The organism is Arenimonas fontis, from assembly GCF_008386465.1.
Taxonomy (GTDB): Bacteria; Pseudomonadota; Gammaproteobacteria; order Xanthomonadales; family Xanthomonadaceae; genus Arenimonas; species Arenimonas fontis.
The window spans coordinates 14,069-39,880 of the sequence record NZ_VUOD01000002.1 but is presented as its reverse complement, the minus strand read 5'-3'; the positions used below and the strand labels follow the sequence as shown (position 1 = coordinate 39,880).

21 protein-coding genes and 2 tRNA genes are annotated in these 25,812 nt (G+C 71.4%); 6 read left to right on the top strand and 17 right to left on the bottom strand.

Translation table 11 applies throughout. The features are described 5' to 3' along the window. Nucleotides 1–88: 88 nt before the first annotated feature. Nucleotides 89–292, top strand: a complete 204-nt coding sequence (locus tag F0415_RS02460) for a cold-shock protein (RefSeq protein ID WP_149859622.1) — start codon at nucleotides 89–91, stop codon at nucleotides 290–292. Nucleotides 293–447: 155 nt separating this feature from the next. Here F0415_RS02460 and F0415_RS02455 read toward each other — a convergent pair whose 3' ends face one another. The 5 genes from F0415_RS02455 to F0415_RS02435 all read right to left on the bottom strand — a co-directional run bounded on the left by F0415_RS02455 (nucleotide 448) and on the right by F0415_RS02435 (nucleotide 6,139). Beyond that, nucleotides 448–2,205 carry an ABC transporter transmembrane domain-containing protein gene (locus F0415_RS02455; RefSeq protein WP_149859621.1) on the bottom strand — a complete coding sequence of 586 codons (1,758 nt, stop codon included), beginning with the start codon at nucleotides 2,203–2,205 and terminating at the stop codon, nucleotides 448–450. Continuing rightward, entirely contained in the window at nucleotides 2,202–2,804 is a 603-nt protein-coding gene (locus F0415_RS02450) for an IMPACT family protein (protein WP_149859620.1), read from the bottom strand. The genes F0415_RS02455 and F0415_RS02450 overlap by 4 nt, the downstream gene beginning before the upstream one ends. After that, the gene (locus F0415_RS02445) at nucleotides 2,801–3,784 is read right to left on the bottom strand and encodes a hypothetical protein (RefSeq protein WP_149859619.1); all 984 of its coding nucleotides are present in this window, start codon (nucleotides 3,782–3,784) and stop codon (nucleotides 2,801–2,803) included. Before F0415_RS02445 ends, F0415_RS02450 begins: the two co-directional genes overlap by 4 nt. A 10-nt stretch (nucleotides 3,785–3,794) precedes the next feature. Continuing rightward, nucleotides 3,795–5,516 (bottom strand): vWA domain-containing protein, encoded by a 1,722-nt coding sequence (locus F0415_RS02440; RefSeq protein WP_149859618.1) that lies wholly within the window; start codon nucleotides 5,514–5,516, stop codon nucleotides 3,795–3,797. 74 nt (nucleotides 5,517–5,590) lie between these two features. Then, nucleotides 5,591–6,139: an RNA polymerase sigma factor gene (locus F0415_RS02435; protein ID WP_149859617.1), complete on the bottom strand. Its 549-nt coding sequence runs from the start codon at nucleotides 6,137–6,139 to the stop codon at nucleotides 5,591–5,593. Nucleotides 6,140–6,208: 69 nt separating this feature from the next. On the opposite strand from F0415_RS02435, the gene F0415_RS02430 reads away from it, so the two are divergent. Then, on the top strand, nucleotides 6,209–7,681 hold the full coding sequence (locus tag F0415_RS02430; protein ID WP_149859616.1) for a diguanylate cyclase domain-containing protein: 1,473 nt from the start codon (nucleotides 6,209–6,211) through the stop codon (nucleotides 7,679–7,681). A 370-nt stretch (nucleotides 7,682–8,051) separates the two neighbouring features. Here the strand turns inward: F0415_RS02430 and xseA are convergent, their stop codons facing one another. Continuing rightward, complete coding sequence (xseA, locus tag F0415_RS02420; protein WP_149859614.1) at nucleotides 8,052–9,398, bottom strand: exodeoxyribonuclease VII large subunit; 1,347 nt, start codon at nucleotides 9,396–9,398, stop codon at nucleotides 8,052–8,054. A gap of 99 nt (nucleotides 9,399–9,497) precedes the next feature. On the opposite strand from xseA, the gene F0415_RS02415 reads away from it, so the two are divergent. After that, nucleotides 9,498–11,165 (top strand): hypothetical protein, encoded by a 1,668-nt coding sequence (locus tag F0415_RS02415; protein WP_149859613.1) that lies wholly within the window; start codon nucleotides 9,498–9,500, stop codon nucleotides 11,163–11,165. Beyond that, complete coding sequence (gene ispG, locus F0415_RS02410) at nucleotides 11,162–12,397, top strand: flavodoxin-dependent (E)-4-hydroxy-3-methylbut-2-enyl-diphosphate synthase (RefSeq protein ID WP_149859612.1); 1,236 nt, start codon at nucleotides 11,162–11,164, stop codon at nucleotides 12,395–12,397. Before F0415_RS02415 ends, ispG begins: the two co-directional genes overlap by 4 nt. 43 nt (nucleotides 12,398–12,440) lie before the next feature. Here ispG and F0415_RS02405 read toward each other — a convergent pair whose 3' ends face one another. Then, nucleotides 12,441–13,337, bottom strand: a complete 897-nt coding sequence (locus tag F0415_RS02405; protein WP_188310263.1) for a GGDEF domain-containing protein — start codon at nucleotides 13,335–13,337, stop codon at nucleotides 12,441–12,443. Between the two features lie 87 nt (nucleotides 13,338–13,424). Here F0415_RS02405 and F0415_RS02400 point away from each other — a divergent pair, with 87 nt between their 5' ends. Continuing rightward, nucleotides 13,425–16,187: a serine/threonine-protein kinase gene (locus tag F0415_RS02400; protein WP_188310262.1), complete on the top strand. Its 2,763-nt coding sequence runs from the start codon at nucleotides 13,425–13,427 to the stop codon at nucleotides 16,185–16,187. Here the strand turns inward: F0415_RS02400 and F0415_RS02395 are convergent. From F0415_RS02395 to rnd, 9 genes are all read right to left on the bottom strand, one after another. After that, the gene (locus tag F0415_RS02395; RefSeq protein ID WP_342780488.1) at nucleotides 16,159–17,070 is read right to left on the bottom strand and encodes a DMT family transporter; all 912 of its coding nucleotides are present in this window, start codon (nucleotides 17,068–17,070) and stop codon (nucleotides 16,159–16,161) included. The genes F0415_RS02400 and F0415_RS02395 overlap by 29 nt on opposite strands. Continuing rightward, complete coding sequence (murB, locus tag F0415_RS02390) at nucleotides 17,067–18,107, bottom strand: UDP-N-acetylmuramate dehydrogenase (protein ID WP_149859609.1); 1,041 nt, start codon at nucleotides 18,105–18,107, stop codon at nucleotides 17,067–17,069. The genes F0415_RS02395 and murB overlap by 4 nt, the downstream gene beginning before the upstream one ends. After that, nucleotides 18,104–19,141: a quinone-dependent dihydroorotate dehydrogenase gene (locus tag F0415_RS02385; RefSeq protein ID WP_149859608.1), complete on the bottom strand. Its 1,038-nt coding sequence runs from the start codon at nucleotides 19,139–19,141 to the stop codon at nucleotides 18,104–18,106. The genes murB and F0415_RS02385 overlap by 4 nt, the downstream gene beginning before the upstream one ends. Nucleotides 19,142–19,154: 13 nt before the next feature. Beyond that, on the bottom strand, nucleotides 19,155–19,454 hold the full coding sequence (locus F0415_RS02380; protein ID WP_149859607.1) for a DUF4190 domain-containing protein: 300 nt from the start codon (nucleotides 19,452–19,454) through the stop codon (nucleotides 19,155–19,157). 10 nt (nucleotides 19,455–19,464) lie between these two features. Beyond that, on the bottom strand, nucleotides 19,465–20,997 hold the full coding sequence (amaB, locus tag F0415_RS02375; RefSeq protein ID WP_149859606.1) for an L-piperidine-6-carboxylate dehydrogenase: 1,533 nt from the start codon (nucleotides 20,995–20,997) through the stop codon (nucleotides 19,465–19,467). 68 nt (nucleotides 20,998–21,065) lie between these two features. Further along, nucleotides 21,066–21,142: transfer RNA gene (locus tag F0415_RS02370), tRNA-Arg, on the bottom strand. A gap of 63 nt (nucleotides 21,143–21,205) precedes the next feature. Further along, the gene (locus F0415_RS02365) at nucleotides 21,206–21,769 is read right to left on the bottom strand and encodes a hypothetical protein (protein ID WP_149859605.1); all 564 of its coding nucleotides are present in this window, start codon (nucleotides 21,767–21,769) and stop codon (nucleotides 21,206–21,208) included. Nucleotides 21,770–21,841: 72 nt separating this feature from the next. Next, nucleotides 21,842–21,917 (bottom strand) — tRNA-Ala (locus F0415_RS02360). 41 nt (nucleotides 21,918–21,958) lie between these two features. After that, complete coding sequence (gene rnd, locus F0415_RS02355; RefSeq protein WP_149859604.1) at nucleotides 21,959–23,050, bottom strand: ribonuclease D; 1,092 nt, start codon at nucleotides 23,048–23,050, stop codon at nucleotides 21,959–21,961. Nucleotides 23,051–23,140: 90 nt separating this feature from the next. On the opposite strand from rnd, the gene F0415_RS02350 reads away from it, so the two are divergent. Continuing rightward, nucleotides 23,141–25,078 (top strand): formylglycine-generating enzyme family protein, encoded by a 1,938-nt coding sequence (locus tag F0415_RS02350; RefSeq protein WP_188310261.1) that lies wholly within the window; start codon nucleotides 23,141–23,143, stop codon nucleotides 25,076–25,078. Between the two features lie 299 nt (nucleotides 25,079–25,377). On the opposite strand, the gene phaR is transcribed toward F0415_RS02350, so the two are convergent. Further along, on the bottom strand, nucleotides 25,378–25,749 hold the full coding sequence (gene phaR, locus F0415_RS02345) for a polyhydroxyalkanoate synthesis repressor PhaR (protein ID WP_149859602.1): 372 nt from the start codon (nucleotides 25,747–25,749) through the stop codon (nucleotides 25,378–25,380). Nucleotides 25,750–25,812 lie beyond the last annotated feature (63 nt).

Below are 25,812 nucleotides of genomic sequence, written 5' to 3'. Positions count from 1 at the left end.
GCCCTTGTTCATACTCGGGCCGTGCACGCGGCCCGGTGAACCGGAACACGGCGCACGCTCGCTACCTACCGCATTGAGGTCACGTTTTATGAGTTTCGGCACCGTGAAGTGGTTCAACGACGCCAAGGGTTTCGGTTTCATCGCGCCCGAGGACGGCAGCGCGGACGTGTTCGTGCATTATTCCGCCATCAACGCCAAGGGCTTCCGCACGCTGCAGGAAGGCCAGCGCGTCAGCTTCGACGTCGTGCAGGGCCCGAAGGGCTCGCAGGCGGCCAACGTCGTGCCGGCCTGAACCCCGGCCAGATTGCAGATCGAACGCCTTGAACAGGAAGCCCCGCCCAGTGCGGGGCTTCCTGTTTCCGTACGCATCCGGCCCTGGCAGGGGCCGGGCCTCCGGGCTCCGCGGGCGGGGCAGCGGGTTCTGGCCGGCCGCCGCAGGGTCCGGGCTCAGTGCTGGCCGAACTGCAGCCGCGCCAGTTCGGCGTAGAGGCCGCCCTTGGCTATCAGCTCGGCGTGGCGGCCCTGGTCCACCACGCGGCCGCGGTCCATCACCACGATGCGGTCGGCCTTGAGCACGGTGGCCAGGCGGTGGGCGATCACCAGGGTGGTGCGGCCGCGCATCAGCCGCTCCAGGGCCTGCTGCACCGCACGTTCGCTTTGCGCGTCCAGGGCACTGGTGGCCTCGTCCAGCAGCAGGATCGGCGCGTCCTTGAGCAGGGCCCGGGCGATCGCCAGGCGCTGTTGCTGGCCGCCGGACAAGCGGGCGCCGCGCTCGCCCAGCTGGCTGTCGTAGCCCTCGGGCAGGGCGCTCAGGAACTCGTGTGCCTCGGCGGCGCGGGCCGCGGCCTCGATGTCGGCCTGGCGGGCGTCCAGCCGGCCGTAAGCGATGTTGTCACGGGCGCTGGCGGCGAAGATCACCGGGGCCTGCGGCACCAGGGCGATGTGCCGGCGCCACTGCACCGGGTCCAGCGCCCGCAGGTCCACACCATCCACGGTGATCGTGCCGGTCTCTGGATCGTGGAAACGCAGCAGCAGCTGGAACACCGTGCTCTTGCCGGCGCCCGAGGGCCCGACCAGCGCCACTGTCTCTCCCGGGCGCACGTCCAGGGAGAAATCCTCCAGCGCCGGCGCGTCCGGGCGGCTGGGGTAGTGGAAGCGCACGTGCTCGAAGACGAGGTGTCCGCGCACCGGGTCCGGCAGCGCGGTCGCCTGCGCCGGCACCGGCAGGCCAGGGCGCTCGTTCAGCAGCTCCTCGATACGGGCCATGCCACCGGCGGCGCGCTGCACCTCCGCCCAGACCTCGGCCAGGGCGCCGACCGAGCCGGCGCCGATCAGTGCATACAGCACGAACTGGCCCAGGGTGCCGGGGCTCATGCGCCCGGCCACCACGTCCTGGGCGCCGATCCACAGCACGGCGGTGATCGAACCGAACACCAGCACGATCACGACCGCGGTCAGCGCCGCCTGCAGGCGGATACGCCGGCGCGCCGCCCGCAGCGCCACGGCCACCGCTTCGCCGAAACGGCCTGCCTCGTAGGCTTCGCGGGCATAGCTCTGGACGGTGTGCATGGCGCCCAGGGTCTCGCCGGCGCGGGCGTTGGCCTCGGCGACGCGATCCTGGGCCGCCTTGGCCACGGCGCGCACGCGCCGGCCCGACAGCACCAGCGGCGCCACCACCAACGGAATGCCCAACAGGGCCAGCAGGGCCAGGCGCGGGCTGGTCACCGCCAGCATCACCGCGCTGCCCAGCACGGTGACGAGGCTGCGCAGGGCCACCGACATGCTGGAGCCGACCACGCTGCGCAACAGTTCGGTGTCGGCCGAGAGGCGGGAAAGCAGTTCGCTGGAACGGTTGCGCTCGAAGAAGCTCATGTCCAGCGACAGCAGGTGCTGGTACAGCGTCCGGCGCAGGTCGGCGACCATGCGTTCGCCCAGCAGGGTGACGAAGTAGAAGCGCGCCGCCGTCGCCAGCGCCAGCAGCACCGCCACCGCGAACAGCAGGGCGAACCAGCGGTCCACCGAGCCTTCCGAGGAAAAGCCCTGGTCGATCATGTGCCGCACCGCCACCGGCAACAGCAGGGTGGCGGTGGACGACAGCGCCAGCGCGCCCAGCCACAGGGCCACCAGTCCCCGGTGCGGGCGCAGGAAGGGCAGCAGCCCGCGCAGCGAGTTCACGGGCACGCGGACGCGTTCGGAGGAGCTCATGTTTCCTTGTCGGTGCGATGCAGCCGGGCGCTGCCGCGGCTCAGGTCGCGCAGTTTAGCCGCCAGCTCATCCAGGCGCGCGACCGGCAGGCGCAACCGCAGGCGCAAGCCGTCTTCATCGAAGCCTTCGCCGAGCTTGTCGGCCTGCAGCTGCGCCAGCAGCCCGTACACGGCCCCGGCGTGGGCGAAGTCGCAGGCCAGCTCGGCTTCGGCCCAGTCCACCAGATCGCGGCGCGGCGCCGTGCGCAGGCATTCCGCGGCGGCGGCGCCATAGGCGCGCGCAAGGCCGCCCACGCCCAGCTTCACGCCGCCGAACCAGCGCGTCACCACCACCACCACCTGGTCCAGCCCCTGGCCCTCGATGGCGGCCAGGATCGGCCGGCCGGCGCTACCGCCGGGCTCGCCGTCGTCGGAGAAACGGTAGTGCGGGCCGACCCGGTAAGCCCAGCAGTTGTGGCTGGCCTGGGGATCTGCGACCCCGGCCAGAAAGGTCAGGGCCTGCTCCGGTGTCGTTGCCGGGCTGGCGCGGGCCAGGAAGCGGCTCTTGCGGACCTCGAGCAGGTGCTCGGCCGGACCCGCCAGGGTCTGGGCGCGACTCACCGCTCCAATCCGGCCAGGTCGGGGGGAATGACCAGGTCCGGGTGGGCGCGTCGCAGCAGGACCAGGCTGGCGCGGGCGCCGGCCTCGTCGCCGGCGTGCAGGCGCTCGCGGATGCGTTCCAGCCAGGCTTCGGGCGGCAGTAGCCGGTCGTCCGCCACCGGCGGCAGCGGCGAGGGCGCGGCGACCGCTGCCCGAGCGCGTTCAGGCGCCGGTGCCGGAGGCTCGGTCGGTGGCGCCGCACCGGCATCGGTGGGCGCGCCCTCGTCCGCCAGGGGCGTCGGTACGGCGACCGCCTCGGCTTGCCGGAAAGCCGAGGCCTTGCGAAGTTCCACCGTTTCCGCTGCCGCTTTCGCCGCTGCCTCGAGTTCCGCCTTGGCGGCGGTGTCCGCGGTCGATGCTGCCGCTGCCGCGTGCCGGCGTTCCTCGGTCCGCGCCGCCTGCCGTTCGGCGCCGCCGCGATGGACGTCAGCCGGGTCGGCCGCGGCCGTCACATCGTCCTGCGCAGCCGCCGGCGCGATCCGGTCGCCGGTGGCGACGGCCTCCGGGGTGGCTGCCGTTCCGGGGGAAGGTGCCCGGGGCGCGGGCGGCGGCGGGGGTGGAACCGGCAGATCGGGCAGATCCGCGCCCGGATCGTCCGCCACCGGTGCCTGCCCGGCCGCCCCGACCGGGGGCAGGGGCTCGTGCCTGGCCTCGGCGATGAGTTCGCGCGGCGCCGGCGACAGGGCGGGGCGCAGCTGACCGCCGACGAAAACCGCGAGCACGGCGGCGGCGGCCGTGCCCAGTGCCCAGGCCGGCAGGCGCCGCCGCGACGGGACCGGCCGACCGCCGTCCCGGCCGGCGGCGGCGTCGGTGGCCGCGCGCAGGATGGCGGCGTCCACCCGGGCTGGCGGTTCGCCGGCCGGCAGCGCGCGCAGCACCCGGGCCAGCTCGGCTTCCTCGCCGGCCAGGGGCTGCGTACGCGGGTCCTGCGGTGTGTTCACGGCGCTGCTTTCACTCCTCGTGGATGGCGGCGATGCCAGGCTGGCGTGCCTCGCTCAGGCTGCGCGCCATGCCGACCAGTTGCAAGAACTCGCCGCGATGACCCCAGGGGTCGTCGCCGCGGGCGTCACGGGCCAGGGCCTCGACCCGCGCCCAGTCGAAATCCCCGGTGTTGCCGCCGCCGCGCAACAGGTCGGCGAAGGCGACCACCGCAGCTGCAAAGCGCAAGTCCCCGCTGGCGGTGTCCCGTACCTGGCTGCGCCTGACGGGCTGCTCCATGAGCACACTGTGCTCGTCGCCCGGCAGCTTGTAGCGCAGCTTCAGGTAGGCCAGTTCGTCGGCATGCGGCGCGGTGGCCGGTACCTTGCCATAGCGCAGCGGGTCGGAGGAATCGCAACCCATGCCAAGCAGGCAGATCTCGTAGAGGGCGGTGACGTCGTGGCCGGCGCCGATTTCGCCGGCGTCCACCCGGTCGTTGTTGAAGTCCTCGCGCGCCAAGGTCCGGTTCTCGTAGCCGATCAGCCGGTATTCGGCCACCGTGGACGGGTTGAACTCGACCTGCACCTTGACGTCGCCGGCGATGGTCAGCAGGGTCGAACCCATTTCCTCGACCAGGACCTTGCGCGCCTCCATCAGGTTGTCGGTGTAGGCGTAGTTGCCGTTGCCGGCGTCGGCCAGCCGCTCGGCGAGGGCGTCGTTGTAGTTGCCGCCGCCGAAGCCCAGCACGCTGAAGGCCACGCCGGATTCGCGACCGGCCTCGATCCTGGTTTCCAGCGCGCGCGGATCGCGGATGCCGACGTTGAAGTCGCCATCGCTGGCCAGCAGGATGCGGTTGACGCCGTTCTCGATGAAGGCCTGCTTCGCCACGGCGTAGGCCAGCTCGATGCCTTCGCCGCCATTGGTCGAGCCGCCGGCTTCCAGGCGGTTGAGCGCATCCAGGATTTCGCCATGCCGGTCGCCCGGGGTCGGCGGCAGCACCAGGCCGGCACTGCCGGCGTAGGCGACGATGGAAACCCGGTCCTGGGCGCGCAGCCGCGGCACCAGCTGGGCAAAGGCCTGCTTGAGCAGGGGCAGCTTGTCGTCCGAATACATCGAGCCCGAGGTGTCCACCAGGAACACCAGGTTGGCGGCCGGAATCTCCGCGGCCGGCACGCTGTAGCCCTTCAGTCCGACCTGCATCAGCAGGCGGCGCGGGTTCCAGGGCGCGGGCGCCAGCTCGACGCGGCTGGCGAAGGGCTGCTCGCGGCTGTCCGGAGCGGGATAGGCGTAGTCGAAGTAGTTCAGCATCTCCTCGACCCGCACCGCGTCCTTCGGCGGCAATCGGCCGGCATTGAGCATGCGCCGGACATTGCTGTAGCTGCCGGTGTCCACGTCGATGGAAAAGGTGGAAACCGGGTTCTCGGCGGTACGGACGATGCCGTTGTCCTCGAACCTGGCGTAGTTCTCGGTGTTCACCTCGGGCACCGGCGTCCGCAGGACCGGCGCAGCCGGGGCGGCGCCGGTCGGAGGCGGGGCAGACGGCGCGTACAGAGGCTGGGAGGAAGGAAGGCCGTCAGCGGCGACGGCGAGACGTTCGCTCTCGGCAGCGGCTTCGGCGCGCCGATGATGTTCGGCCTTGGCCTTGACCGGGGCATCGGCTTCCGCCTCCATGCGGGTTTCGGACGGACGCGTGCAGCCGGCGCCAAGGGCGAAGGCGAGGGCGGCGGCCAGCAGGGTCGGACGGATACGAGACATGGCGGAACTCCTGTCGGGGTGGGCACCAATGTCAACGTCCGACCGGGCGCGACGGGGTTGCGGGCAGGCGATGCTCATGACCGCAGTCTCGCCCGCAGCTTGTCCATGGCGTAACGCAGGCGGGACTTGACCGTTTCCCGGCCGACCCCGGTGATTTCACCGATCTCCTCCAGGCTCAGCTCCTGTTCCAGGCGGAGCAGGACCACTTCCCGCTGCTCATCCGGCAGTTCCTCGAGGGCGCGTTGCAGGCGGCGCCGTTCCTCGAAGGCCGACAGCTGCCGGTCCGGGCCATCCGGGTCGGGTATCGCTTCGACCATGGCCCGGGCCTCTTCCGGCGCGTCCGGGCGGTGCTGGCGGGCCCGCCAGTGGTCGGCCAGGCGGTTGTGCGCCACCTGGTACAGCCAGGTGGCGAACCTGGCTTCGGGCCGCCAGCGCTCCCTGGCGGCAATCACCCGCTGCCAGACATCCTGGAAGAGCTCCTCGGCCAGGGAGGGATCGCGCAACTGCCGCAGCAGATACCGGAACAGGGCATTGCGATGCCGGGCGTACAGGGTCTGGAAGGCGCCGACGTCGCCGGCGCCGTAGGCCAGCATCAGCGCTTCGTCGGTCGGCTCCGGGTGCATCCGGGCAGCCTAAGGCCAAGCGCGCCGGCCGGGAAGGCCGCCTGTCCGCCGCTGGTGTAGATTGGCGGCATGTCCGGTTCCGACCCGTTCGTGCAGGCCGCCGCGGACCCGGCCTCGACGTCGGGCAGGGGAGGGTGGCGGCAAGGGCGGCCCGTGCTGGTGGGCCTGCTGGTGCTGGTATCGGGCATCTACCTCAGCCTGGAATCGGCCAGCCTGGACCGGCGGCGCGAGCTGTCCGAGCGCAAGTCCCTGGTGCAACGGGAGCTGTCGGACTTCCGGGCCCGGCTGGAGACCGACGTCTATGCCTCGACCGCGCTGGTGCGCGGGCTGGCAGTACAACTGATGCTGGCCGAGGGCATCTCCGATCACGACTTCGACGCCATCGCCGCCGAACTGCTGCGCCAGCAGCCGCAGATCCTCAACCTGAGCCTTGCGCCCGGCTTCGTGATCCGTCGTATCCATCCGTTGGAAGGTAACGAGGCGGCGCTGGGGCTGGACTTGCTGCAGGACCCGGTGCAGAGCGCCGCCATGCGCAGGGCCATCAGCCAGGACGATGCCGTGCTGGCCGGCCCCTTCGAACTGGTGCAGGGCGGCCGGGCCCTGGCGGTGCGCATTCCGCTATGGCTGGACCGGGAGGGCGTTCCAAGGCTGTGGGGTGCGGTCAGCATGGTGCTGGACTACGACGCCATGCTGGAACGGGCGGGTCTGCGCCGGCTGGAGAAGGAACTGGACATCGCCATCGTCGGCCGCGACGCCGCCGGTCCGGGCGGCGAGTTGTTCCGCGGCCGCCGGCATGACGCCTCGGTGGATGCGGTACGGATGCCGGTCTTCCTGCCCGGCGGCAGCTGGCTGATCACGGCGGTGCCGCGCGAGGGATGGTTGCCACGCGGCGCCTGGCTGAACGCCAGGCTCGGTTTCCGTCTGCTGGTTTCCCTGTTGGCCGCCCTGGCCATCACCCGCATCCTGCGTGACCGGCAACGCATCCGCCGCCTCGCCGAGCGCGACGCGCTCACCGACCTGCCGAACCGGCGGCATGCCTTGCGGCGCCTGTCGCGACTGATCGTCCGCGGCCGCCGTGGTGGCGAGCGTTTCGCGCTGTTCTCGTTCGACCTGGACGGTTTCAAGCCGGTCAACGACACCCACGGTCATGCGGCCGGCGATCGGCTGCTGACGGAGATCGCCCAGCGCCTGGGCGATTCGGTGCGGCCGGGCGACCTGGTGGCGCGGATGGGTGGCGACGAATTCGTGGTGCTCGTGCCGCTGGAGCCGGGGACCGACGACGACTGGTTGCGGGCGATGGCGCGCCGCCTGCAGGCCGCGGTGGGGCGGCCCGTGGCGGTGGACGAGGAATGGGTGGTGGTCGGCGCCAGCATCGGTATTGCCCGTTTCCCGGAGGACGGCGACGACGTCGAGACCCTGCTGCGCAAGGCCGACGAGGCCATGTACCGGGCCAAGTCGGGCGGCTCGCAGGGCGTCGAATTCGCCACGCCGCTGCCGCTGGGCCGCCGTGCGCAGGACACGGGTCAGACGGACCCGCGCTGAATGCCGGCAGGGGTGCCCCTTGGCGCGCCCACTGGTTGGCGTGTCGGCGCCGGCCGCGGCGCGCCGGCGGACGCGGGTGCACGATGCCGCCGGCAACCTGGTCGAAGAGACGCGCGGCGGTGTCGTGGTGACGCGCCGCTACGACGGCCAGGGGCGGGTGGTGGAGCTGCGGCGGCCGACGGGGCAGACGCTGCCGCAGCCGGGCGGGGGGAGCTTCAGTCTGGCGGCGGGCAGCTGGCGCTACGCCTACAATGGCCCGGGCCAGCGGGTGGTCAAGCAGCGGGCTGAACCGCCCCGGCTTCTCCGCAGGCCATCCCGCCTGTGCCCTGCCGTCACGACGCGTTCCCCTTGGGGCATCGCGTGGTCCGGGTCAGCGATCCTTCCTTTCGACGCGAAGCTGCAACGAGCCGCGGGCGAGGCGGGCGGTGAGGCGGTCGTCGAGCTGCGCGTCGGCGCTGTCGGTGAGCACGCGGCCGTCGGGTCGCTGCAGGATCGCGTAACCGCGTTGGAGGGTGGCCAGCGGGCTGACGCCGGCGAGGGCGCGCCCCAGTCCCTCCAGGCGCAGGCGTCGCGGCGGCAACAGGCGCGCGGGCAGGGCGTCCAGGCGGCCGGCGGCACGCAGCAGGCGTTGCCGCAACAGCTCCAGCCGACGTTGTGGGTGGCCCTGGTCTAGCCGGCGCAGCAGGTGGGCAAGCCGATCCCGGCGAGGTTGCAGCGCCTGGCGGCCGGCCGCGGCCAGCCGATGGCGGAGATCCTCCAGCCGATGCCGGCCGCGTTCCAGCCGCAGCTGCGGCCTGGTTGCGCGCAGGCGCAACCAGGCCTGGTCGCTGCGCTGGGCGGCGGTGGCCAGACGCTGCGCCAGTCGCTCGTGCAGACGGTCGCCGGCGCGGCGCAGGCGGGTGGCCAGATCGCCGGCGTCGGGCGCCAGCATCTCTGCTGCCGCCGATGGCGTGGGCGCCCGCAAGTCGGCGGCGAAGTCGGCCAGGCTGACGTCCACTTCGTGGCCCACCGCGCTGACCACCGGCACCGGACAGGCGGCGATGGCGCGGACGAGGGCTTCGTCGTTGAAGGCCCACAGGTCTTCCAGCGAACCGCCGCCGCGGGTCAGCAGCAGGATGTCGTAGCGCCCGCTGTGGCCGGCCTTTGCCAGCATGGCAAGGATCTGCGCGGCCGCCCCTTCGCCCTGGACGGGCACCGGCAGCACCTCCACTTCCAGCAGCGGGAAGCGCCGGCCCAACACGGTCAGGACGTCGTGCACGGCGGCGCCATGCGGCGAGGTCAGCACGCCAAGGCGATGCGGCATCGTCGGCAGGGGCCGCTTGCGCGCGCCGTCGAACAGGCCTTCCGCGGCGAGTCTGGCCTTCAGCTGCTCGAACGCGCGGCGCAGGGCGCCTTCGCCGGCTTCTTCCAGGTGGTCCAGCACCAGCTGGCAGTCTCCACGGGCCTCGTACAGGGTCAGCCGGCCGCGGGCAAGCACTTGCATGCCGTCGCGCGGCAGGAAGCGCAGGCGCGAGGCGTTGACGCGGAAAAGGGCGCAACGTACCTGGGCACGTTCGTCCTTCAGGGTGAAATAGCAGTGGCCGGAGGCGGGGCGGGAGAAGTTGCTGACCTCGCCCTCCACCCAGACCTGGGGAAAGCTGCCCTCGAGAAGATCGCGGGCAAGCGCGTTGAGCTGGGACGGTCGCAGGACCTGGCGATCGCGAACGGGGCTGGACATCGGGCGCGCCTTCGGGGCCGGACAGCATACCCCCATGCCGGGTGGGGCTGGGGCCTTGGGGCGACCCGGTCTACACTGTGCCGGCCAGAAGGAGCCGTGATGAGCGAGAGCTACCAGCGCCTGAGCCAGGATCTGCCGCCGCCGGTGGGGGGCGCGCCGCGATTCGCCGCCGAGCCGCGCAAGGTCAGGGCCTGGGTGGCGGCCCTGCCGCGCGCCAATCCCCAGGCGACCGAACAGGCGCTGGCGCAGGCACTGGAAGCGTTGGCCGGTCAGCGGCTGGACGGCGGCGCCCGTTTCGGCGCGCTGGAGGAACTGCGCGGGGCGGTGCTCGAGGCGGTGAGCCTGCTGGAGCGGCAGTTCGCCGCCAGCCCGTTGCCGCTGCCGCCGGACAAGGCGCGCGCCGCGGCGCTGGCGGAAGGCTTCCACCTGGGCTTGGGCCATGGCTATCGGCTGGCGGTGGCGGAACTGTGTGCGCCTTCCGGCAACATTCCTTTCCTCAAGGGCGGCAGCGTACAGACGGCACTGCATCGGGCGGCCTGGCATTACAGCCGCGCCCTTGCCCTGGCCTGGCGCGTGTATCGTCCGGCGACGCCGGGAGCGTGGCAGGGCCTGCACCGTCTGCACCGTTTCGCCAGCGCACTCAAGCTCGAAACCAAGACGGTCGAGGACAAGGCGGGCGGCGGGCCGCCCGACCTGCTCGGCCTTTACGTTCAGACCTTGCTGATGGCCGCGCTCAACCCTTACGCCTTTGCCCAGGCCGAGCAGGACAGCCTGTGGCCCATCGCCCGCGGCTATGCCCGCCGTTGCGGGCTGAGCACCTCGCCGCCGGGCGATCTGGCACCGGTCGTTCCCGACGATGCCGATCGCGGGCCGGGCGGTGCCGGGGACGAGCCGCATTCGTACTGGCTGGACCTGCGGGCCTTCGCCGACGATGTCGAGCGCGCCCTGGAGCGCGTGCGGGACGGCCAGTCCGAGCTCGGCGCCGGCCCGGGGCCGGGCGAACGGGTCGGCAACGACCTGCTGCTGCGCCTGCGCCGCGCCTTCGGCCAGATGTCCGCGCGCGGCCTCAGGCGCCTGCCGGCCGGCCATCATCTGGACACGGTGCTGGGCCTGAGCGGCCTGCACTACTTCCTGGCCGGGCAGCGCGACTTCGATACCTTCATGCGGCAGTCGGCGGCCGGTGCCGTGCACGTCATCACCGGCGCCGCCTGGACCCACGGCGCGGCGGCCATGACCCGGGTGCCGCGTTTCCCGGCCCGAGTGCTGGACCAGAGCCTGGGCGGCTACCGCATGGCCTGGGACAGCGCCGAGCAGGCCCGGGCCAAGGTCGGCGAGCTGGTCGGGCTGAACTTCGGCGAGGGCGACGACGATAGCGAATGGATGGTGGGCGTGATGCGCTGGTTGCGTTACGAGACCGACGGCAGCCTGTCGGCCGGGGTCGAGCTGCTGGCCCGACGCGCCACGCCGGTGGCGCTGCGGGTGGTCAGCGCCGACGGCGGCAGCCGGCAGGTGAACCGGGCCGTGGAAATCTTCCCGCTCGACGGCTCCCCTGGCCGGCGTTTCGTTTCCAACGTCTCGGTGGATGCCGGCAGCCGCATCGAGGTCATCCATGACGCCAACAGCCTGGTGCCGGAGGCCGGTCCGCGCGGGCCGGACCTGCTGGCCGATGTGGAGGTGCTGCTGAACGCCGGCGATTACGTGTTGCTGGGCGAACGGCTGGAGCAGCCGGCCGCCGCAGCGGCGGAGGCGGAGGGCGCGACCGCATGAGCGATGTCGGTGCGAGGCCCCGCCGCCGAAGCCTGGCGGTGGCGGTGGGCAAGGTCCAGGTCGGCGGCGGCGCGCCGATCGTCGTGCAGTCCATGACCAATACCGACACTGCCGACGTGGAGGCCACGAGCCGCCAGGTGGCCGAGCTGTGGCGGGCCGGCTCGGAGATCGTCCGGATCACGGTGAACAACCCTGAATCGGCGGCGGCCGTGCCGCGCATCCGCGAGCGCCTGGACATGATGAACGTGCCGGTGCCGCTGGTCGGCGACTTCCACTACAACGGCGACCGCCTGCTGGCGGCCGAGCCGGCCTGCGCCGAAGCCCTGGCCAAGTACCGCATCAACCCCGGCAATGTCGGCTTCGGCAAGAAGAAGGACAGCCAGTTCGCTGCGATCGTCGAAAAGGCCATCGAATACGGCAAGCCGGTGCGCATCGGCGTGAACTGGGGTTCGCTGGACCAGGCGCTGGCAGCCCGGCTGATGGACGAGAACGCCGCCCGCGCCGAACCCTGGGACGCCGCCCGGGTGCTGCGCGAAGCCCTGGTCGTCTCGGCGATCGAATCGGCCGGGCGGGCCGTGGAGATCGGCCTGCCCCGCGACCGCATCGTGCTGTCGGCCAAGGTCAGCGGCGTGCAGGAGCTGATCGCCGTCTACCGCGACCTGGCCGCGCGTTGCGACTGGCCCCTGCACCTGGGCCTGACCGAAGCCGGCATGGGCAGCAAGGGCATCGTCGCCTCCAGCGCCGCGCTGGCGGTGCTGCTGCAGGAGGGCATAGGCGACACCATCCGCATTTCGCTGACGCCGGAGCCGGGCGCGCCGCGCACGCTCGAGGTCGTCGTCGCCCAGGAACTGCTGCAGACCATGGGCTTGCGCGCGTTCACGCCGCTGGTCACCGCCTGTCCCGGGTGCGGACGCACCACCAGCGAGTTCTTCCAGGTCCTGGCCAAGAAGGTGCAGGAACACGTGCGGGCACAGATGCCGGTGTGGAAGCTCAAGTACCCGGGCGTCGAGAACCTGTCGCTGGCGGTCATGGGCTGCGTGGTGAACGGTCCGGGCGAATCGCGCCATGCCGACATCGGCATCTCCCTGCCCGGCACCGGCGAGGCGCCGGCGGCCCCGGTGTTCATCGACGGACAGAAAGCCATGACCCTGCGCGGTGAAGGCATCGCCGAGGAGTTCATGGCGGTGATAGACGATTACGTGGCCAGGCGCTGGGGCAGGAGCGCGGCCTGAGCAGGGACCGGGCGCGGTTGCCTGGCTGCCGGAAAACGGCCGGCTAGGGTTCGACCCGGACCCGGTTGCGGCCTTCGTCCTTGGCCCGGTACAGGGCGGCGTCGGCTGCCTGCATCAGGCGGCTGCGATCGCCGCGCTCGGGCGAGAGCCGGGCGATGCCGACGCTGACGGTGAGCCGGTGCGGCTCGTTGCCGAGCAGGAAGGTTTCCGCCTCCACGGCCTTGCGCAGCCGCTCGGCGAAGCGGCGGGCCGCCTCCAGGCCGGTTTCCGGCAGCAGCACGGCGAATTCCTCGCCACCGATGCGGGCGGCGATGTCCTCGCCGCGGACCAGGCCGCGCAGGATCGCGGCGATCTGCCTCAGCACGCCGTCGCCAGCGATGTGGCCGAAACGGTCGTTTACCGGCTTGAACAGGTCCACGTCCACGATGCACAGCACCAGCGGCCGACCGTGGCGCAAGGCGCGGGCGATTTCCTTGTCGGCCAGTTCGGCAAAGTGACGGCGGTTGCACAGCTCGGTCAACGGATCGTGCGTGGCCAGCTGGTAGACCTCTTCGTGGTACAGCGCCTCCACGCTGGAGTGGCTGATGAACTTGAGGATGGTCTCGCCGACCGTGATGTGGTCGCCGTCGCCCAGTACCGCCTCGACCACGACCTGGTCGTTCAACCGGGTCGGATTGGTGGCGCCCAGGTCGCGCAGCCTGTACTCATCGCCCACGCGTCGTATCTCGCAGTGGCGACGCGATACCGACTTGTGGGGAATGTGCAGGTCGGCCTCCTGCGAGCGGCCGATCACGACCGGATGATCGTGGATGTCGGCGCGCTTGCCCAAGCCGTCGCCATGGATGACCACCACGCAGGCAGAGCGTGGCGCCCCGCGTCGGGGTCCGGAACTGAGCAGGGTCAGCTGAGTGGTGGTGGGGTCGGCGTCCTGGTTGCTCATGCGGGCGGGGGCCGTGGGCGCGGGTCGAGTGTAGCCGAAGCCGGCGACGGGAGCTTCGGGTACCATCGGCAACGGGAGGGGAGGGGGATGAGCGGTCACGAATCCGACGACCTGGCGCCGACCGAGGGCCTGCGCACCCGCGCCGGCCAGTCCGCGGAAATGCCCGAGGGCACGCTGCCGCCCGGTACCCGCATCGGCCGCTACCGGATCGAGGCGCTGCTGGGCCGGGGCGGCATGGGCGAGGTCTACCGGGCCGAGCAACTGGAGCCGGTGCGGCGCACCGTGGCGCTCAAGCGCCTGCACCTGAAGCAGCTGGACGCCCGGCACCTGGCCCACTTCGAAATCGAGCGGCAGATGCTGGCGCAGATGCGCCATCCGGCCATTGCCCAGGTCTACGACGCCGGCACCACGCCCGAAGGCCATCCCTATTTCGCGATGGAGTTGATCGAGGGCAGCCCGCTGACCAGTTACTGCGAGCAGCGGGAACTGCCTCTTCGCCAGCGCCTGGAGCTGTTCATCAGGGTTTGCGAAGGCGTGCAGCACGCGCACCAGAAAGGCGTGGTCCACCGCGATCTGAAGCCAGGCAACATCCTGGTCGGCGAGGTGGACGGACGGCCCTTGCCGAAAATCATCGATTTCGGCATCGCCACTGCCGCCGGCCGCGGCGCCGCCGGCGACACGCGGCTCGAGCGTGCCGGCACGCCGGACTACATGAGCCCCGAACAGGCCGGTCTGGAGGACGGGGTCGAAGTAGACACCCGCAGCGACGTTTATTCCCTGGGCGTGCTGCTGTACGAGCTGATCGCCGGCCGGCGTCCGTCGGCGGGTGCCGTCACCGGCGAAGCCGTGCGTACGGCGGCGACCACGCCGGCACCGCCTTCGCAGCAGATAGATACCCTGGCCCCGGGCAATGCCGAGGCCCGGGCCCGGCAACTGCATCTGCGCCGCCGGCAGCTGCGCAGGTTGCTGCGCAACGAGCTGGACTGGGTGGTACTCAAGGCCATGCGGCGCGACCGCAATGAGCGCTATCCCTCGGCCTCGGCCCTGGCCGAGGAACTGCGCCGGTTCCTGGACGGCCGGCCGCTGTCGGCGGTGCCGCCGACGCGCCGTTACGTGTGGAGCAAGTACCTGGCCCGGCACAGGCTGGGCGTGGCGGCGGCGGCAGTCGCGTTGGCGGTACTGGCCGGCCTGGCCCTGTCCCTGTACGGCCTGCGCCAGGCCACGGCGCAGCGGCAGTTGGCCGAGCGGCGCAGCGCCGAGCTGGAAAAGGTCGCCGCGTTCCAGCAATCCATGCTCGAGGGCGTGGACATCGAGGCCATGGGCACCGGTCTCTCTGTCGGTTTGCGCGAGCAACTCCGTAACACTGCGCCGGACAAGCTGCCCCTGCTCGACCAGATACTGTCATCGGCCAGTCCGGCCGACCTGGCCCGGCACCAGATAGATCGGCAGATCCTGGCCAATGCCCTGGCGGCGATCGAGCGGGATTTCGCCGACCAGCCGGCGCTGGCGGCCGACCTGCGGCAGGCGGTGGCCGAGGTGCAGTTGGCTCTGGGCTTGCCGCACAAGGCGGTGGACGTGCTGGCTGGCGTCGCCGCCTGGCGGGAATCCAGTGAAGGGCCCGGAGCGATCAGGACCCTGCGCGCCAGGAAGCTGTGGGCGGACGCGCTGGTGGCGGCCGGCCGCAACCAGGAGGCGCTGGCGATGGCCGAACGCAACCTCGAGTTGCTGGCGGCCGCGCCGTCCGGGCAGGACGCGAACGGGTTGCGCCTGGACGCGGAGCGCACCCGTGCCCTTGCGCTGTTTGCCCTGGGCGAGCGGGCACGAGCCCGCGAACTGCTTGAATCGCTGGTTGCCGAGGAAAGCGGCCGGCGTCCGCCAGACGATCCGCTGCTGCTGAACCTGCGAGCCGACCTGGGCCTGGCCATGGGGCGCATGGGCGACGTCGGCCAGGCGCGCGCCACCTTCGAGGACATCTACCCGCGCCTGCGCGACGCCCTTGGGCCCGAGCATGACGACACGCTCATGGCCATGGGGCGGCTGGCGGTCATGCGGGTCCTGGATGGCGATACCGAGGCGGCAGTGGCACTGCAGCGCGAACGGGTGGAAATCAGCCTGCGCAAACTGGGCGCCGAACATCCGGCCACACTGTCCGAGCGCGGCAACCTGGCGAACATGTTGTTGGAGATGCGCGCCATGGACGAGGCGGAAGCGCTGATGCGGGCAGTGCTGGAGGCGCGGGCCCGGCTCTATGGCCCTGAAGCCGCCGGCACGCTTCGCGCCCAGCTCAACCTGGCCGCCCTGATCGCCCGGCGCGGTCGTGCCGGCGACGCCCTGCCGCTGGAGCTCCAGGTGCTGGAGGCACGCCGGCGCCTGCTCGGCCCCAGGCATCCCGACACGGTATTCGTCGAGGTCAACCACGCCACCACCCTGCATCGGGCTGGCCGGCCGCCGGCCGAGGTGCAGGCCCAGTTGGACCGGGCCCTGCCGCTGGCGCGCGAGGTGCTGGGCGCCAGGCACCCGCAGACCGGCGCCGCCGAGCGCATCCAGGCGCTCACCTTCCTGCGCGCGGGACGTGCGGATCTGGCGGAAAGCCTGCTGGCGGCGCAGCGCGCCGAGGCGGCGGCACGCCGGGAGGAGGGCGACGAACCGGACGTGCTGCTGGGCTGGGCGCATGCCGAAGCGCTGCGCAGGTTGGGCCGGAGCGAAGAGGCGCGGCGGATTCACGCCGCCGACGTCCAGTGGCTGTACGACATCCCGGATGCGGAATTGAGACCCGAACAGCGCGGCGCCCGCGAGCTGCTGGCCGAAGAACAGGCCCTGCTCAACGCGGCGTCGGTGTCTCGGGATTGATCTCCGGATCGGTGACGGCCTGCCGGGCCAGTTTGGCCTCGCGACGGGCGATGTAGACGTTGGAGCCGAAGATCACCGCCGCGCCCAGCAGCGTCCAGCGGTCCAGCACCTCGCCGAACAGGGCCCAGCCGGCCAGCGCCACCACCACGATCTGGAGAAAACTGATCGGTGTCAGCAGCGAGGCGTCGCCCAGTTTCAGGGCGCGGGTCCAGAACATGTGCCCGGTACTGCCCAGGGCTCCGGCCAGGGCAATCCACAGCCAGGTGATGCCGACCGGCGTTTCCCAGACCGCCAGGGCGGGCAGCAGCGACATCGGCACCCACAACAACGTGGTGTACAGCACGATCGCGTCCGGATGCTCGGTGCGCGAGAGGAACTTGATGCTGATCGCGACGCTGGCACTGGCCACTGCCGCGCCCACCGCCACCAGGCTGGCGGCGGTGAAGGCGTCGGTGCCGGGCCGCACGATCAGCAGCATGCCCAGGAAGCCGAAGGCCACCGCCGACCAGCGCCGGGCACGAACCACCTCGCCCAGCACCAGCACGGCGCCGATGGTGACGAACAGCGGCGTCGAATAGGACAGCGCCACTGCCTGCGCCAGCGGCAGGTGCACAATCGCCCAGAAGCCGGCCAGCATCGAGGCGATGCCGATCAGGCAGCGCATGAAGTACAGCGGCAGCTTGCTGGTGCGCAGGATGCCCGGTCCGTGCCGGAATAGCAGCGGCAGCACGAACACCAGGCCGAAGAAGTTGCGGAAGAAGGCGATTTCGAACGGGTGCAGCTGCGAGGAGGCCAGGCGTATGCACACCGCCATCAGGCCGAAGGCGACCGTGCTGGCCGCCATCAACAGCACGGCCCGGCGCAACTGGCCTGCCGCGTTCAAGGCCGGAAGTCCGCGCCGACGATGCGCGGCTCCGGCTCCAGTTGCACGCCGAAGCGTTCGCGCACCGAGTCGGCGATGCGCCTGGCCAGGTCCAGCAGCTGCCGGCCTGTGGCCTTGCCGTGATTGACCAGCACCAGGGCGTGCTGGGCGGACACGCCGGCGTCGCCCTCACGGTAGCCCTTCCAGCCGCAGGCCTCGATCATCCAGGCGGCGGAAAGCTTGCGCCGGCCGTCGCCGCCGCGGAAATGCGGCAGACCCGGATGTTCGGCCGCCAGCGCTTCGGCCTCGGCGTCCGGCAGTACCGGATTCTTGAAGAAGCTGCCGGCATTGCCGAGCAGGGCAGGGTTGGGCAGCTTGCGGGTGCGCAGGCGGCTGATCGCCTCGGCCACGTGCACGGCCCGCGGTTCCGTCACGCCCATGGCTGCCAGCTCTTCCTTGACGCCGGCGTAGTCCAGGCGCAGTTCGCGCCGGCGCGGCAGACGCAGCTCAAGCGCCGTCACCACCCAGCGGTCGGCCTCGCGCTTGAACAGGCTGTCGCGATAGCCGAAGCCACAGTCGGCGGCGGCGATGCGTTTGACTTGGCCCGTGTCCCGCGAAAAGGCCTCGACGGCCTCGACGAACTCGCCGACCTCGACACCGTAGGCGCCGATGTTCTGTATCGGCGCCGCACCGACCGTGCCCGGAATCAGCGCCAGGTTCTCCAGCCCGCAAAGGCCGCGACCGAGCGTCCAGGCCACCAGGTCGTTCCAGTTCATGCCGGCCTCGGCCCGGACCACGGCGCTGTCGCCGTCGTCGCGGACGATGCGGCTGCCGGCCATGGCCAGGCAAATCGCCACGCCGGGGTAGTCGTCGGCGAACAGCAGGTTGCTGCCTTCGCCAAGCACCATTACCGGCCCTTCGCGCAGCATGGCGAACTCGAACAGCTCGCCGAGCGCGTCGGCGCGCTGCACGTCGGCCATCATCGCGGTCCTGGCCGGGACGCGGAAGGTGTTGCGGCCGGCCAGGGAGACGTTCTCGGCCAGCTGGTAGCCGCTCATGCCGGCGCGCCCTCGCGCAGGCGGCGGATGGCGTCCACGCATTCGCCGATCAGGTCCGGCCCGCGGTAGACCAGGCCGGTGTAGAACTGCACCAGTCGTGCGCCGGCGGTGATCTTGCCGGCGGCGTCGGCGCCGCGCAGGATGCCGCCGACGCCGATCATCGGAACGGCCGGATCCAGACGCGAGCGCAGCCGGCGCAGCACGGCGGTGGACTTGCCGTACAGCGGCGCGCCGGACAGGCCGCCGGCCTCGCCGGCCAGCGGGTGGCCCTCCACCGGCAACCGGTCGGTGGTGGTGTTGGTGGCGATCACCCCGTCCACCTGCAGGTCCGTGAGCACCCGGCCACAGGCGTCCACGTCCTCGTCGCTGAGGTCCGGGGCGATCTTCACCAGCATCGGCACCCGCTTGCCGTGTTTGCCGGCCAGGGTCTCCTGCGCCTCGCGCAGGGTGCCGACCAGCCGGCGCAGTGCGTTCTCTTCCTGAAGTTCGCGCAAGCCGGCGGTGTTGGGCGAGCTGATGTTGACCGTAACGTAGTCGGCCAGGGGATAGACCCGCTCAAGACAGAACAGGTAGTCCTCGTGCGCACGCTCGTTGGGCGTGTCACGGTTCTTGCCGATGTTGATACCCAGCAGGCCGTGCCGGCGCCGGGCCCGTTCGACGTTGCGCACCAGGGTGTCCACGCCCCGGTTGTTGAAGCCCAGGCGATTGATCACCGCCTGGTGCTCGGGCAAACGGAACATGCGTGGCCGCGGATTGCCGGCCTGTGGCCGTGGCGTGGTGGTGCCGACCTCGACGAAGCCGAAACCCAGGCCCAGCAGGGCATCCACGTGGGCGCCGTCCTTGTCCAGGCCGGCGGCGCAACCGACCGGATTGGGGAACTCCAGGCCCAGCACCCGGGTGGGCAGGGGTTTGGGCCGGCCGGACAGCAGCGGATTCAGACCGAGCCGCCAGGCGGTTTCCAGCCCCCTCAGGCCCAGGTCGTGGGCCCGCTCGGCATCCATGTGGAAGAGGAAGGGACGGGCCAGTCCGTACATGCGGGCGTCGCCCTCAGGCGGAACCGGCCACGCCGAGGAAGGCGGCCAGCGCCGCCAGTCCGCCCAGGAACAGCACGAAGAACAGGATCACCGCGACCACCAGGCCCAGGTTGATCCAGCCCAGGATCAGGCCGGCCAGGGCCATGCCGTCGCCCTCGATCGCGCCGTTGGCGCGGCGGATCTCGCTGCGGGCCATGTGGCCGGTGACCACGGCCACCAGGCTGGCCAGCACCGGCAGCATGATCCAGCCCAGGATGCCCGCCACCAGGCTGGTGACGGCCAGGCCGCTGGTGGGGCGAACGGGCATGTTCATGGCGATGTCCTCAGAGGTCGAACCTGATGCCCTGGGCCAGCGGCAGCGCGTCAGAGTAGTTGATGGTGTTGGTCTGGCGTCGCATGTAGGCCTTCCACGCATCCGAGCCCGATTCGCGGCCACCGCCGGTTTCCTTCTCGCCGCCGAAGGCGCCACCGATCTCGGCGCCGGAGGTGCCGATGTTGACGTTGGCGATGCCGCAGTCGCTGCCGGCAGCCGACAGGAAGGCCTCGGCGGCCTTCAGGTTCTGGGTGAAGATGGCCGAGCTAAGCCCCTGCGGCACGTCGTTCTGCATCTCGATGGCCTGCTCCAGGCTCGAGTACTTCATCACGTACAGGATCGGCGCGAAGGTCTCGTGCTGGACTATCGGGTCGCTGTTGTTCAGGCCGGTGACGATGGTCGGCAGCACGTAGAAGCCCGGGCGGTCCAGGGCGGCGCCACCGGTCTCGACCTTGCCGCCGGCGGCCCGGGCCTGTTCGATCGCCGCCAGGTAGGCCTGCACGGCCTCGCGGCTGTTGAGCGGGCCCATCAGGTTCTTCGGGTCGGTCGGGTCGCCGATCTTCTGCTCGACCTGCTTGTAGGCGGCGACCAGCTTCTCCAGCACGGTGTCGTAGATGGACTCGTGCACGAACAGGCGGCGGGTGGTGGTGCAGCGCTGGCCGGCGGTGCCGACCGCGCCGAAGACGATGGCCGGGATGGCCAGCTTCAGATCGGCGCTGGGGTCGACGATGACGGCGTTGTTGCCGCCCAGCTCCAGCAGCGAGCGGCCCATGCGCCGGGCAACGCGCTCGCCGACGATGCGGCCGACCCGGGTCGAGCCGGTGAAGCTGATCAGCGCAATGCGCTTGTCGTCCACGAAGCGCTCGGCCAGGCCGGTGCCGGCGTCGTTGAACAGGTAGAAGATGTCGGGGAAGCCGCCGGCGCGCAGCGCCTCGTTGCAGATCTTCATCGCCGCGATCGCCGACAGCGGGGTCTTGGGGGAAGGCTTCCAGATGCAGACGTCGCCGCAAACCGCGGCGATGAAGGCGTTCCAGGACCAGACCGCGACCGGAAAATTGAAGGCCGAGATGATGCCGACCAGGCCCAGCGGGTGCCACTGCTCGTACATGCGGTGGCCCGGACGCTCGGAGTGCATGGTCAGGCCGTAGAGCTGGCGCGACAGGCCGACGGCGAACTCGCCGATGTCGATCATCTCCTGCACTTCGCCGTCGCCCTCGGGCTTGGACTTGCCCATCTCCAGGGCGACCAGCGACCCCAGCGCGTCCTTGTGCTTGCGCAGGGCCTCGGCGCAGAGGCGGACGGCCTCGCCGCGGCGTGGCGCCGGGGTGGTGCGCCAGGTGCGGAAGGCGGCCTGGGCACGCTCGACGATCAGCTCGTAGTCGGCCTTCGAAGCGGCGAAGACCTTGCCCAGCACCTCGCCCTTGTCCGGGTTGACCGGCTCGAGCACGCCGGCATCAGTGGTTCCGGACCACTCGCCATTGCCGAGGTAGGTGCCGGATTCCTGGGCGCCCAGGCCGAGCGCGGTGAGGACGGGGTGGGTCATGCGGTCTCCTTGCAGCTTGCGGGGCGAACACCGACGCCGGGCCGGGGCCCGGGCAGGTCGCGGGAATGTGGCGACCCCGACACGATTCGAACGTGTGACCTTCCCCTTAGGAGGGGGATGCTCTATCCAGCTGAGCTACGGGGCCGGTGGTGCAATGCGCGAATTCTCGCATGGGGGGCGGCGGCCGGCCAGTCGCCGGGCTGGCACCTCAGTCCCGGCACCAACCGCAGCCGAGCAGGAAACGGCCGTCATCCAGCACCGTCAGGCCGACCATGTCCGGACAGCGACCGCCGCCGGCCTCGCCCTCGCGTTCCGCGACCCGGATCCAGTCGGCGATGGCGCCCGGATGGCCGTCGCCGGGCTCCAGGCCCAGGGCCCGGATCACGGTGGCCGGGTCGCCCCGGAACTCGGCGTGGACGAAGGCCCGGAAGTCCGGCGAGGCGGGCTCGGACGACTGCCTTGCTTCGTGGATCGGCAATCGCAGTCCGCCGACCTCCAGCCAGGCAGGCGGATCGAAGCGGACCTGGATGCGTTCGCTCGGGCCCTCCAGCCCGTCCGCTTGTACCTGCACGCCGTCGCCGGCAGAGAGCTCCGGTTCCGCGGCCAGCACGCGCATGGCGTATAGCGGATCCGGCCCACCGCAGGTCAGCGCCTCCGCCACCGATTCACGCGGCGCCAGCGGGACCGGCGAGCGCAGGCCGTCGCCCGGGCCCGCCAGGCCGATGGCAGGCAGTACCGGCAAGAGGAGTGATGGCAGCGGAGGCATGCGCATGTCGGACTCCAGGCGCGCCGGAAAAGAATCCGGAAAAGAATAAGGGCCGGAACGGAGCCGGCCCTCGGGATGTGGTGGAGAGGATGGGGATCGAACCCACGACCTCGTCATTGCGAACGACGCGCTCTCCCAGCTGAGCTACCCCCCCACGGAAGGTGGCGGCGATTATACCAGCGGTGCCCGCCATGGCTAGCCCGCGGGCAAGAGCGGCTTCAGCACCGGTTCCAGCAGTTCGCGTCGCCAGCCGTCCAGCGCCTCCGGCCAGCCGCGCCCGTCCAGCAGTGCTTCCAGATGCCTTCGCGCGCACAGCAGGCCTTCCGGCAGGCCTTCGCGTTCGGCGATGCCGGCCACGGCCGACTGCAGCGCTTTCAAGGCCTGCTTGTCCACCGGCTCTGCGCTGAGCAGGGGCATGTCGGCGAACTCGGCCGGATCCGGTCCACGCTCCAGCAGCGCCCACAGCTCGGTGCGACCGCGCCGCGGCGCTCTCGGGTGGCGGTCGAGGGTGGCATGGAATTCCGCTAGCGAGCGCGGCGGCCGCCGCGCCAGCGACACCGCCAGTTCGTTGTCGAGAATCCAGCCCCTGGGACGGTCGGCGCGTCTGGCCTCGCGATCGCGCCAGCGCAACAGCAGGCACAGCCGAGCCTGGCCGGCCGAGTCCAGGCCGGCGGCGCTGCGCAGGCCCAGGTGCGGCCAGGGATCTTCGGCATCGTCGGCGGCGGCGCGCAAGGCCCGCTCCATGTCCGCGGCCAGCCAGGCGTCCCGGCCGCTGCCGGCGAGGCGGGGGGCCAGCCAGTCGTGCAGGGCATGCAGATGCAGCACGTCCTCGGCGGCATAGCGCAACTGCGATTCGCTCAGCGGCCGGCGCAGCCAGTCGGAACGGGTCTCGCCCTTGGCCAGGGTCTGGCCGGTGACCTGCCCGACCAGCTTCTGGTAGCCCAGGCCGGCGCCCAGCCCGCACAGCGCCGCTGCCAGCTGGGTGTCGAACAGGGGCGCCGGCAGGACGCCGCAGCCGCGCCGCAAGGCCTGCAGATCCTCGCTGGGGCTGTGCATCAGCTTGACGGTCGCCGGATCGGTCAGCAGCGGCCGCAGGGCTTCAGCCATGCCCGGAACCAGAGGGTCCGCCAGCAGTACTTCTCCCGGAATGGCCAGCTGGACCAGGGCCAACTGCGGGTAGTAGCTGCGCTCGCGTACGAACTCGGTGTCCAGGCCGACCCGGGCCTGGCCACGCCAGCCGCGCAGCCGCGCCGACAGCGCTTCGGGGGTGTCTATCCAGTGCTTCAAGGTGTGAGACCGCGGTTTACAGGAGGCGGCACCTTAGCCTAAGTTCGGGCCGCCCCGTCCATGTCCGGGCTGTCGGCCCGGCCGCCGCCGATGAATGCACTGCCGAGAAACCTGCCGGCCTTGCTGCTGCTGGCCATGACGCTGGCCGCCTGCGGCGGCTCCGGCGAAGGCGGCGACGCGCCGAGCCCGAACGGGGATGCCGGCGAGGCGGCGGTGGTCGAACCCCTGCCGGCGGTGGACCCGGCCGGGCTCGAGCAGGACGTCGTCCCCGAACCGGAAGCCGAACAGCCGCCCGTGCCCGACTGGCAGCCGCAGCTGCCGGCGCTGACGCGCGGGGACCTGCGCACGGCCCTGCGCGAGGCGGAGAGCCTGGAACAGGCGGGCATGCTGGTGGCCGGCGGTCGCCTTCCGGGAGAGCCGGAACCGGCGGTGATGCTTCCCGACACGGCTTTATCCGAGCGGTCGCCGGGCGCCTTGGAAATCTACCTGGCCGTACTGGCGGTCGAACCAGAGCATCCGGCGGCCCGGCAAGGGCTGGAGAGGGTCGCCGCCCTGCTGCAGGCGCGCGGCCGCGCTGCCCTGCTGGCCGGCCGCTTGCGGGAAGCCGAAGGCGTGGAGCGGGTGCTTGCCCGGGCGACGCCGCAGGATCCGGCCCTGGTTGGTTTTCGGGAAGCCCTGGAGGCCGCCCGTCGGGCCCAGGCGGCAGTCCGCCTGGCCGAAGCCCGGGCCAAGGCAGGGCGTATCCTCCGGCCGGAGGGGGCGGGCGCGGTGGCGGCCTACCGCCAGGCCCTGACGGCGTTTCCGGAATACCTGCCGGCTTTGGACGGCCTGAACCGGCTGCAGTCAGACCGCCTGAACCTGGCCCTGGAGGCCGCCCAGGCGGGCGACTACCCGGCGTCGGAGCGCTACCTGGCGGAGGCGGCGCGCATCCTGCCGGATTCGGCCGTCTTGCAGGACCTGTCCGCGCGCATCGTCGAACTGCGCCAGCAGCGCGCCGAACAACTGTTGGCGCAGGGGCACGCGGCGGTGGACGCGCTCGATCTGGACCTGGCCGAACGCCGCCTTGCCGAGGCCGGGCGGGCCAGCGTCCAGGCCCAGGGTCTGGAGGGCTTGTCGCAACGCATCGCCCTGGCCAGGCACTACGGTCGTTTCCGGCCGGGCGAGGTGTTCCGGGAACCACTGGCCAGTGGTGGCGAGGGGCCGGAGATGGTGGTGCTGCCGCATGGCCGGTTCCGCATGGGCTCGAATCAGGACGAGCCGCATCACCAGCCCGCCGAGGCGCCAGCGCACACCATCCGCTTCGCGCGCGGTTTCGCCATCGGCCGCAACGAAGTGACAGTGGCCGAGTTCCGCCGCTTCGTCGAGGCAAGCGGCTACCGATCGACGGCAACCCGGCGTGGCCGTTCGCTGGTCTACGACGAGCGCGGAGGCGTGATGGCGGAACGCGAGGGCGTGGACTGGCGGCACGACTACACTGGCCGGCCGGCTGCGCCGGAGCTGCCGGTGGTGCATGTCTCCTTCGAGGATGCGGAGGCCTACGCCGCCTGGCTGTCGGCGCAGACCGGGCAACGCTACCGGCTGCCCACCGAGGCGGAGTTCGAATATGCCTTGCGGGCCGGAAGCACCGACCCCTGGCCCTGGGGCACGGGCGCGCCGGCGCGCACGGTCGGCAATCTGACCGGCGACGGCGACCAGTCGGGCATCGGCCGGCGTTGGGCCAACGCCATCACCGGCTATTCGGACGGCCACTGGGGGCCGGCGCCGGTGCGCAGTTATCCGGCCGAGCCCTACGGCACCTACGACCTGATCGGCAATGTGTCGGAATGGGTGCTGGACTGCTGGCATGACAGTTACCGGCGCGCGCCCGGTGACGGCAGCGCGTGGGTCAACCCGGGTTGCGAGGATCGGGTGGTGCGCGGCGCGTCCTGGGCCAGCACCCTGGAGCGGGCGCGCTCGGCGGCGCGGCAGGCGGCGCCGGCGGCCAGTACCAATCCGCGGGTCGGCTTCCGGGTGGTGCGCGAGATCTAGGGCAACACTGAACACGTCCATCCTGGACGTGTTCAGTGATCGCAAGTCCGGCACATGTCCGGACTTGCTCCCGCGGATCAAGCACTTGCGTGCTTGGTCAGCGGGCGCGCCATCCATGGCGCGCGGGCAACGCTGACTTGATCAGCGTTGCCCTAGCGGCTTGCGCTCGGGCGACACGCCGGCGGCGGAGCGGGGGCGCCTGGGTCCGTGCCGGTACAGTCGCGCCGGACCCGGTTTCTCGAATCGGTGCGCCGGGTCCGGCAAAGCGGTGCGGGCGGGAGGCGTCCGGCCCTGGACGCTCAGCGGCGACGGAACGGCGCGACGGCCCCGGGCTCGCCCGGGCCGGACGCTTGCCGATGCTGTTCCAGGAAGTTCCGCAGGCTGCGCTCGAGACAATCGCACAGCAGGGCCTGCTGGCTGCCACCGTGGAAACGTATCGCCAGGGTCAGCAGTTCGTTGGTGAACACTGGCTGCTCCTGTGGTTCCTGCTCGGCGATGATCTGCATCAGCACCACCCGGGTCAGGTCGGAGCCGGTGCGGGCGTCGCGCACCGATACCTCCTCGCCCTCGACGATCAGCTGGCGCACGTCCTCCAGCGTGATGTAGCTGGAGATCCCGGTGTCGTAGAGCCGACGGTTCGGATACTTCTTGATGATGCGGACCTGCGCCATTTTCCTCCCCGATGATCCCGTGTTGGCGGACGGCACGGGCACCGGAGCATCGCCCAGGCTGGA